Raw genomic sequence first — 8,175 nt, 5'->3', positions numbered from 1 at the left:
GGCCCCAACGAAAGCGCACGCGGAACCCTTGCAGCGCATCCGCTTGCCCGCTACCCATAGCTCTTGCATTTGCAGTGTCAGCGTCAGTTCCGGTGAAACGACGGAACATATCGCGCAGATCCGGTACACGGAACGTATTGGCGTCGATGTTGACGAAGTAATGACCGCCCTTGTTTGCATCCCAGAACGTCTGGGTGACCACCAGACCATTCTCCTGGGCGTATCCCCACAGCCGTGCGTAGGCCGCTTTTGGCAGCACTCCACCTACCGCGTCAATCTCGCTCGCCAGGGGCGTCACGGTGTGGCCGTCAATAGGCCGACCACACAGCGGCGAACGGTAGCCGGTGAAGTAGGGCGATTCGGACCAGATCCAAACCTCGCCGCACTCGGCGACCAGCACCGGCCCTACGTCCTGCGTCGGCAGTTCCATAATGGACACCACCCGAGGGGCGCCCAGCAAAATGCGGACCTCTTCCGGCGACACCCGCGCAAATTTCCCGTCCTCGGTGCCCACCAAAAGCTGGTTCTCCCCGATGGAGGCCAGGCCGGTACCCCCGCGCGCCACCTCCAGAGTGCCCGCCGTGGCCTTGTCCATGTTCAAGTTCTGGAACGCATGGAGCAGGACGCCCAGGGTAGATGCATCCATTTCCTGGTCGGTGGCGTCGGCAACCGCCTTCACCTGCTGGAACAGCCACGCCAGCTTCTGATCGGTCAGTTGCTGCACCAGGTTAAATTGCTCGACCGTGGGTGGCAGCGAACCGATGAAGGCCCAGCCAGATCGGTACTGCGGCAAAGTGACGTCGCCGACAGTGCCGGCTTCGGCCCACAGGGCGTCGAACAGCTCAAAAAAGGTAGGAGCGGCCATGTATCAAATCCTTCGCGCCAGCACGCCGACGCCGAAACCATAGAAACCCTGCCCGCGGAAGCCAAAGGGCTTATCTGTCGAGCCGGAGATAAACTGCACGCCCACGCCGGCGAGCTTCGGGACCCACTTGTAGGGGTTGGTCATGAGGGGATCGTTCGGTCCGGGAATCCGGTCGATCCAGATCCGGATCTTGGCGTTCCCCGCGTCCTGGACCAGGACACGCGACACATCGAAAATGGGCTTCAATGCCGCCGAAATTTCTGGTGTGGTGCCGCGTCCGTTGTTGAGCGCGATCTTCCAATACAGGAGCTTTCGGTACTCGGGATCCAGGAGAGTGGTGGAGCCGCCAACAGCGCGCTCGTAGGCCCGGCGCAGCCGCGCCTCACCGAAGCCGCCCACATTCGGCTGTCCATCGAAGCCGAAGAACCGAACGTAGACCGTGTCGTCGATCGTGCGCGGCAGGCCCACGATCTCGCCGATGCCGTCAAGCTGCTTGCCCTCGGCCGAGTCCAGCCAGCGCTTTTCGTACATATCGCGCAGCGCGCCTTGCAGGCCGTCTGCCGGTTTGAGTAGCGCCGTGACTAGGGCCTGCAAGCGCGGCTTCGACTGGAACTGGCCCAGCCAGTGGCCCCACGCGACCGCGGCGTGGTTCTGTTGAAGGTCCATCAGGTCACCTTGATGCGTGAGCGATCGAACACCGCCACCTGAGCATCCAGAATCTCGACGTTCTCCTCCGCGAAGTCGTCGGGCCCCGGCACAAAGGCTGGGTCCGTCGAGGAGGCCAGAGCAAGCACCACCGATTTGATGCCGGCCGTCTTGTAGATCGCGCCGAACAGCCGCTGGCGGATGACGTCGTCGCCAATCGAGAAGCTGTCCCCGGCCGCGGCCAGATCGTCCGCGACGTCGTCGAGCCCCGTAGGCGGAAAAACTTGTTCGGATGACGGCAGTAGCGTCAACTCGGCCGACACCCACACGTAAACCCGCTGCGGGCGGTCGAAACGGATGGGCTGCTGCGCCCCCTCTTCGTCTAAGACGATCACCTCGACGGCGCCGTTGGTGTCAATTCCGCCCCCTTTCGTCCGAAAGATCACATCGGCCAGTTCCTCGTCCAGGCCGCCGTCGACGACGACGTGAATGGAGTGCGGCACGCGGCCCGCTGCGTCCGGCTCGTCCGCATCGTTTTCGAACACCTTGATAGCGCGCACACCAGGGGCTCGGTCCCGGACATTGGGCGCGATACTCGGTCGCGTGCCCGCGCCGAGCCGAAACAATCCGGACGGATAGCGGGCGCTCAGTTCCGCATCGTTCTCGGCCAGCCGGCCGGCGGTGCCCGCCTGCAGGTTATCGACCGCGTCCCAGCCGTCCACGGCCGTCACAATGGCGTTCAGGTCGCCCACCGCGGCGATCTCTTCGGAGGCATCCTCAGACAAGGCCAGCCCCGGCGAGCCCAGTCGCGCCAACGCCAAGTTCGCAGACCAGGAAAACGCGGCCGCTGTCCGACCGCCCGTATGCACTCGAACGGCCGCGCCATCGCTGGAAACATCGAGATTGCTGGAGGAAAGCGCCGCGACGAGACCAACAAGGATGGATGGCAGATTCGCCACGGCCGCGGAGGTGTAGGAATAGGCCTGCCCGTCGATGGTGACCGAGTACAACGCATTGGGCTGCACTGTCGGCTGCAGCGTCACGTCGGCCGCCGCGCCGGGCAATATCTGCACGTCGCCATCGAGTCGCCACAGGTTTTGGCTGACGCGGTGGCGAATCTGGGCACCTTCTTGGACCCTTGTGCCGCTCACTCCATACAGCACGACGTAGGCGCGGGATTGCTCATCCCCCCCGCGCTTGACGCCCGTGAACGACACAGCGCGATCAAGAGATACTCCCTTGGCGGATCCGGGGTACATGGCCAGGTAGACGCCTTCCGCCTGTTCCCACAAAGCCGCCTCGCGCTCCGCGAACGTGTCGATCAATAGCCCGGTGATGCTATCGGGCCGGGTTTCCACATTTTCAGCCACGCCCGCCGCAAGCAGCTTCGCGCGAAGGTCCGCAACAATCTCCTGGCGAATTTCGGGCAGGCGCATGCGCACGAACCCGTCCGGCGTTACACCGTAGGCCATAGGTAACCTCTTGAATTTTCTGTGTTTGAGACGCCTACAGCGTCACGATGTCGTCTACCAGCCCTTCCGTGGTATCGGCCACAAACGTCACCCGCAGCTCGCGCGCGGTGCGGTCAATTTCCAGGCCGAGCCGCCGGACGGCAGTCACGCTTGGGACGTCGACGATGCGTGCGCGCAGCACGGCCTCGATGGAGGCCCTGTCGGGGTTCTTGACCAGAATGCTCTCGAAGTAAGGCACCCCGAAGGAGGTATCGAGGAACCATTCGCCCAGGAATGCCTGCAGGGAGATCTTGATCTGCTGGCGAACGCGGTCTGCGCCGACGATCAGCCGCGTGGCGCCCATCAAGTCCAGGGCCAGGTCGCCATCGTCGGAAAGTGCAATATCTAGGCTCATCAGACGGGCTCCTCTGTGATGCCACCGGCATAGGGATGCTTGTGGTGAGCGCCCACGTCAGTGTCGTTGTGAGTCAGCGTGCCGTTGCGGAAGTTCACGTTGCCATCGATGCTGGTCTTGGCACCGCCATCGCCTCCCGAGCCGCTCAAACCCCGGGTGTAGGTCAGCAGCCCGTTCACGGTCAGCGGCCCATTGAATACGCCCTCCGCCATGTCGACGGTCCACGTATTGACGTGCATGATCAGGTTCCCTTCCGGCGTCAGCTTCAGCGTTCCGGGCCCGTACCGGATGCAGACGTTCTCCGTGTCGGCCGATACGGAGCCTGGCCGCACCACTGACGTCGCGAAGGCGTCGGAAAGATCGAACTGCCGCGGATCGTCCGGCGGACCATCACTGCCCGCCAACCAGTTTTCCAGGGCGCGGGCGGAAAAGGACAGCTTGATCGGATCACCCTTCTTGAGAGGTACCGAGATAAGCGCCTGCGCGCCGTTGATGTCGCCCGCGGGCCAGCAGACCGGCACGCGAACAATCTGGGGCGCCCGCAGCACTTCGCCGTTCGCCAGACGTTTCGCCAGCGCCGGCCGGGCAGTGACGAACTCGCCGTCGTACGCCACAACCACGCCTGGCAACGTCGTGTACACCTCGGCCAGCTCGCTGGCGATTAGCGCGCGAAGCACGGAGACCAGATTTTGATTCATGACTTTGCCTTCTTCTTTGGCGGCGCGTGCCTGTCGACCAGTTCGAGCCCGGTTTGCCAGTCGCCGCCGGCGCTATCGCCTGTGCTGCGCAGTGTTTCTATGCGTAGAAATGCGTCCACGGTCCGGCTTTCCAGCTTCACCGGATCGCCCGGATTCAGCGTGGGCAATAGCAGGGACGTGACGCGCCATCCATCGCGCTGCTGGCGAGCGCTGACGAGGTTTACGTTGTCGCCCGTGGTCTTGTCCTTTACCTTGGCCTTCTCCCGCGCCGCCTCGCGCGTCCGTTCCGGGTATCCCAGCAGGCCAGTGTCCGCCGCCAGCACCACGGCCTGCCGGCGCGTCGTGCCCTTGCGCGCCACAACCTGAAGCTGCTGGTTCTGGATCGACCATTCCAGGCCGGTCCCTTGCGTAACCTTGTGCAGCGCCGTACGCGCGGCTCCGTAGAATGAAAAACCCTGCTGCCAGCGCCGGTCCGGTACGTCGTCGGCCATGACCAGCGGCAGGCCCATCTGCCGCGCTATGTCGCGGATGATCGACGACGCCTGCGCGCCCGGGCCAAGCCCGATGGAGACCGCCGTGTCCCGCACCTCGGCGTAGCCATCCATCACGATAAGTTCGGTGACCACGTCGGGCTGCTCGAACTTTGTATAGGCGAAGACGACGCTGCCCGCAGCCATCAGCAGCGGGCCGTCCTCTTCCGCGTACCCGGCGTACAGCACACACATGAGCCCTGGCTCCTCGAGGGCGCGGCGCGTGGATTCAGCCAGGTTGTAAATACGGATGACATGCTCGTTCGGCTCCTCTGCGGCGTCCTTGGTGACATCGAACGTGATGCGCATGGGCTGGACGATCTCGATGCCCTTCTGTTTGGGCTTGCCCACCAGCAGCCGGTAGACTCGATCAAACCGCGCCATTTGCAACCTCCGAGGACTCGACATAGATCAGCGCCACCTGACCGGCCGGCAGCGCCTCGCGGCTGATGGTGTTCCGGCGGTCCGGCGCCAGCGCGACCAGTTCGCCAGGTGGCACGGCTAGATGCCGGTACCAGGTCAGCAGCGGCCTGTCTGGCACAACGGCAATGCCTGCGATGATGACTTCGCTGTAGGCATTCTCGATCGAGAGCGTCCACTGCTCGGCCTCGCTGTTCCAGGAAAGTTGCAGGAAGTAGGTAACGCCCTCGAGCTCCACCTCGGTCAAGCTGTCATTGGCGTCTATGACGGGAATTTTCTGCACTGGCCTACCCCCCGAATATCGTGCCGACCTTGCCTTTCAGCTCCGACTGCTCACGCGGAGTCGGCTCCGCGCCGTTGGCCTTGCCGGCGTTGGTCTTCGTGCCACCGGCCTTTCCCGAGGCCGAGCCGCTGGTCTTTTCGGGGGGAATGTCGGCCTGGCGCAGTGTGACCTTGCGAATCTTCCGAAGCTCGGCCGTGATGGAGATCTTGTCGCCGCCGTCGTTGGTGCGCCCGATTGAACACCGAGTCATGGCAAAGTCCGCATAGACGTCCAGCCCCGTGGTAATGGTGATGGGCAGGCGGTCCGCATGGATCTTGCGCAGCGCCGCCTTGGCGCTGATCAGCTTCTGGCGCCCAGTGCCCAGTGAATTGGGCGCGCCGGCCAGGTCCCTGCCCAATCCGCCCAGCAGAGTCGCTTCTGCAGCGGTCACCCAGCCATCCAATGCCAGGCGCTCGGAATCCTGCGCGATGTGATCCGTCACGGGCGGCCCATCCTCCACGGCGTAGCTGGTGGCTTCGCTTTCCAATTCCGTCGCTTCGCTGATGAGCGCATCAAGGGGGATGACGCCGATGCTGCTACCGCCCCCCCACCCAAAAACCAAAGAAACAAAGCTCATCGTCTACCCCTTCACGGTGCAACCTCAACCCCCATAGGGGCGCCAAGAACGCGCGACATCCGGTCAATGCTGCGGCGCTGAGTGCTTTCCAACCCGCGCCGAGTCGCACCGGCGACGGCGTTGGGGTCGGCCCCAGAAGCGTTGACCGTGACCTCGTTGTGGATGTCCACCTGCGCGGGACCAGCGACGCCCCCCGCGCGCACAGCCGCGCCGGCCGACACCGTGGGAACGCCGGCGCCGGACGCGAACGCTTGCCACTGGGGCTGAGCGCCCAGCGCCCCCCGCGGGCTCGTCATCAGCGCCCGTTGGTCGTCTGTCAGCATCTGCCCGGGCAACAGCTCCTTTAGCCACCTGGTCGCGGCCTCGACCTTGTCGGTAATCCAGGTCTGGATGGCGTTGCCTATCTCTTGAATCTTGGCGATCATCCGCCCGCCGAGGTCGTTGAAGAAGCCCAAAAGCCCGTCCAGCGCCTCTATGCCTTTCGCCTTGAACTCATCCCAGGTTTCACCGAAGAACTTGCTGATGCGATCCCAGTTCTGCCAGATCAGCAGCAGTCCGCCCAGCACCAAGCTGATGATGCGCCCGATCGGATGCGCGGCGAACGCCGCCCACAACAATGGCACGACGCGCGTGGCCAAGAACACGAGCAAACCTCGGATCGGCGACAGAATCCTCCAGAGGCCATAGGCCAATACGGTGACGGTTCCCCACTTGGAGATCCAGGGGCCCAAGGCCTGCCCCGCCCCGCCAAGAAGGTCCTTGATCTGGATGACGAAATTCTTGACCGCTTCGATCTCGCCTTTCCATTCCTCCACCGGGCCGATGAGGTCTCCAAAGACCGAATCGCCGCCCCGGAACCACACGCCAATGTCATCTACCAGCAGGTAAATGGAATACAGGATCGCCGCCATGCGCAACAGCGGCGCCAGTGACCGATTCCAGAGCGCCAGCATGCGCAGCGCGCCGGCCGGCCCGCGGCGCATGGCCATGGCACTGTCCAACTTCAGCGCGCCACGCGTGGCGCCCACCAGTGAACGGATCAATCCGCCGGATTGGAACGTCGCCAGACGCAGCCAGTCGCGCAGCTTCACAAGCCCCCACGCGCCGCCGGCCAGGGCCAGCAGCTTGATCACCGTACTGATGTTGTCGGCCAGCACCTCGATGGTGGCCGTCACGCCGCCGACTGCCGCGCGTCCGAGCTGCAGTTGCCCGAAAAACCGCTGGAAGGCGTTGTTCCATACCGTCAGCGCGTCGGCCACGGTGACCGGCATGGCCTCGGCCTCGACCCGCATTTTTGCCAGTTGGCCCTGCAGCGCCGGCAGGAACTGGTTGGTGGTGACCTTGCCCGCCTTGACTTGCTCGAGCAGCTTGTCGGTGGTGATGCCCAGGCCGTCAGCCAAGGCTACCTGCAGGCGCGGCGCCGCCCGCATAAGGGTGGCGTACTGTTCCATCCCCAGCTTGCCCTGCATGATGGCGGCAGTCAGGGCCGAAATGACAGACTCCTGGTCCTGGGCCTTGGTGCTAGACAGCGCCATCCCCAGCGACAGGCCCTCCGTCACGTCGACGGTGTCCTGCGTCGTCTTTCCCAGATCCGCCATCGTGCGACGCGTCCGCACGAAAAGCTCGGCGTTGTCGTCGTATGCCTTATACGTCAGGCGAGAGATCCGGGCGAGCTCCTTGTCCACCTCCCCGTATTCCTGCGCCGAGGCAGTCGCCTGGCGCATGCGTGCCGCCATCTGCCCCCAGGCGTCGATACCATTCGATATCCGCTTCAGCAACGAGAAGCCCAGGTAGGCGCCGACGATCTTGCGCAAGCCTTCGTACGCGCTGACCTGCTCCTTGACGGCTCGCGTGCCATTCCATTGGGCGCGGGTGAGCCGCTCCTGCGCTTGGCGCGCGTCCTGAATCCCGAGGCGAGCGCCCTCCCAGACGCCCGCACCGACCTCGCGCACCGCGCCGAAGCCTGCTCGCGCGCGCGCGGCCAGGCCGGACAGGCCCGATCCAGTAACCACCTGGCGCATCGCCCGCAAGCCCTGGCTGCCGGTCTTGCTCAGTTTCTCCTGCGTGGCCTGGTAAGCGTCCTGGTACCTTTTCAGGCCAGATTCGTCCACCTGGTACCGCAGGAGGGTGATGAGTTCGCGCGCGATTGTCATTGTGCTTTCCTACGTGCATGTGCCTGGGCGGCTTCCTGCGCGTCCATGAGCGCGTTCAGCTTCATGATGTCGAGCAGGTCGACCTCACCGCGGCGGACC

Annotated in this window: 9 protein-coding genes; all 9 read right to left on the bottom strand. The window is 64.2% G+C overall.

Annotated elements, in window-relative coordinates; genetic code table 11:
• On the bottom strand, positions 1–865 hold an 865-nt coding region (locus AVE30378_RS12940; protein WP_129241263.1), incomplete at its 3' end, for a hypothetical protein.
• A gap of 3 nt (positions 866–868) precedes the next feature.
• The gene (locus AVE30378_RS12935) at positions 869–1,531 is read right to left on the bottom strand and encodes a baseplate wedge 1 family protein (protein ID WP_129241262.1); all 663 of its coding nucleotides are present in this window, start codon (positions 1,529–1,531) and stop codon (positions 869–871) included.
• Entirely contained in the window at positions 1,531–2,982 is a 1,452-nt protein-coding gene (locus tag AVE30378_RS12930) for a hypothetical protein (RefSeq protein WP_129241261.1), read from the bottom strand. The genes AVE30378_RS12935 and AVE30378_RS12930 overlap by 1 nt, the downstream gene beginning before the upstream one ends.
• A gap of 34 nt (positions 2,983–3,016) precedes the next feature.
• Positions 3,017–3,376 (bottom strand): contractile injection system sheath initiator, encoded by a 360-nt coding sequence (locus tag AVE30378_RS12925; RefSeq protein WP_129241260.1) that lies wholly within the window; start codon positions 3,374–3,376, stop codon positions 3,017–3,019.
• Positions 3,376–4,074, bottom strand: coding sequence for a Gp138 family membrane-puncturing spike protein (locus tag AVE30378_RS12920; RefSeq protein WP_129241259.1), 699 nt, complete (start codon positions 4,072–4,074; stop codon positions 3,376–3,378). Before AVE30378_RS12920 ends, AVE30378_RS12925 begins: the two co-directional genes overlap by 1 nt.
• Positions 4,071–4,988, bottom strand: coding sequence for a phage protein (locus tag AVE30378_RS12915; RefSeq protein WP_129241258.1), 918 nt, complete (start codon positions 4,986–4,988; stop codon positions 4,071–4,073). Before AVE30378_RS12915 ends, AVE30378_RS12920 begins: the two co-directional genes overlap by 4 nt.
• A complete protein-coding gene (locus AVE30378_RS12910; protein ID WP_129241257.1) occupies positions 4,975–5,307 on the bottom strand; it encodes a phage baseplate plug family protein in 333 nt (110 codons plus the stop codon). Before AVE30378_RS12910 ends, AVE30378_RS12915 begins: the two co-directional genes overlap by 14 nt.
• Before the next feature lie 4 nt (positions 5,308–5,311).
• Positions 5,312–5,923, bottom strand: coding sequence for a phage baseplate protein (locus AVE30378_RS12905; protein ID WP_129241256.1), 612 nt, complete (start codon positions 5,921–5,923; stop codon positions 5,312–5,314).
• An 11-nt stretch (positions 5,924–5,934) separates the two neighbouring features.
• On the bottom strand, positions 5,935–8,076 hold the full coding sequence (locus AVE30378_RS12900; protein WP_129241255.1) for a tape measure protein: 2,142 nt from the start codon (positions 8,074–8,076) through the stop codon (positions 5,935–5,937).
• Between the last annotated feature and the right edge of the window lie 99 nt (positions 8,077–8,175).

It is taken from the genome of Achromobacter veterisilvae, assembly GCF_900496975.1.
Lineage (GTDB): Bacteria > Pseudomonadota > Gammaproteobacteria > Burkholderiales > Burkholderiaceae_B > Achromobacter > Achromobacter veterisilvae.
Note: the sequence above shows the minus strand (reverse complement) of the source record. Positions and strands in the feature narration are given on the sequence as shown.

Bases quoted from the DNA above. Each gene is read 5' to 3' on its own strand.
- AVE30378_RS12935 (WP_129241262.1), bottom strand. From the start codon at position 1,531: ATGGACCTTCAACAGAACCACGCCGCGGTCGCGTGGGGCCACTGGCTG.
- AVE30378_RS12920 (WP_129241259.1), bottom strand. From the start codon at position 4,074: ATGAATCAAAATCTGGTCTCCGTGCTTCGCGCGCTAATCGCCAGCGAG.
- AVE30378_RS12915 (WP_129241258.1), bottom strand. From the start codon at position 4,988: ATGGCGCGGTTTGATCGAGTCTACCGGCTGCTGGTGGGCAAGCCCAAA.
- AVE30378_RS12900 (WP_129241255.1), bottom strand. From the start codon at position 8,076: ATGACAATCGCGCGCGAACTCATCACCCTCCTGCGGTACCAGGTGGAC.
- AVE30378_RS12925 (WP_129241260.1), bottom strand. From the start codon at position 3,376: ATGAGCCTAGATATTGCACTTTCCGACGATGGCGACCTGGCCCTGGAC.
- AVE30378_RS12905 (WP_129241256.1), bottom strand. From the start codon at position 5,923: ATGAGCTTTGTTTCTTTGGTTTTTGGGTGGGGGGGCGGTAGCAGCATC.
- AVE30378_RS12930 (WP_129241261.1), bottom strand. From the start codon at position 2,982: ATGGCCTACGGTGTAACGCCGGACGGGTTCGTGCGCATGCGCCTGCCC.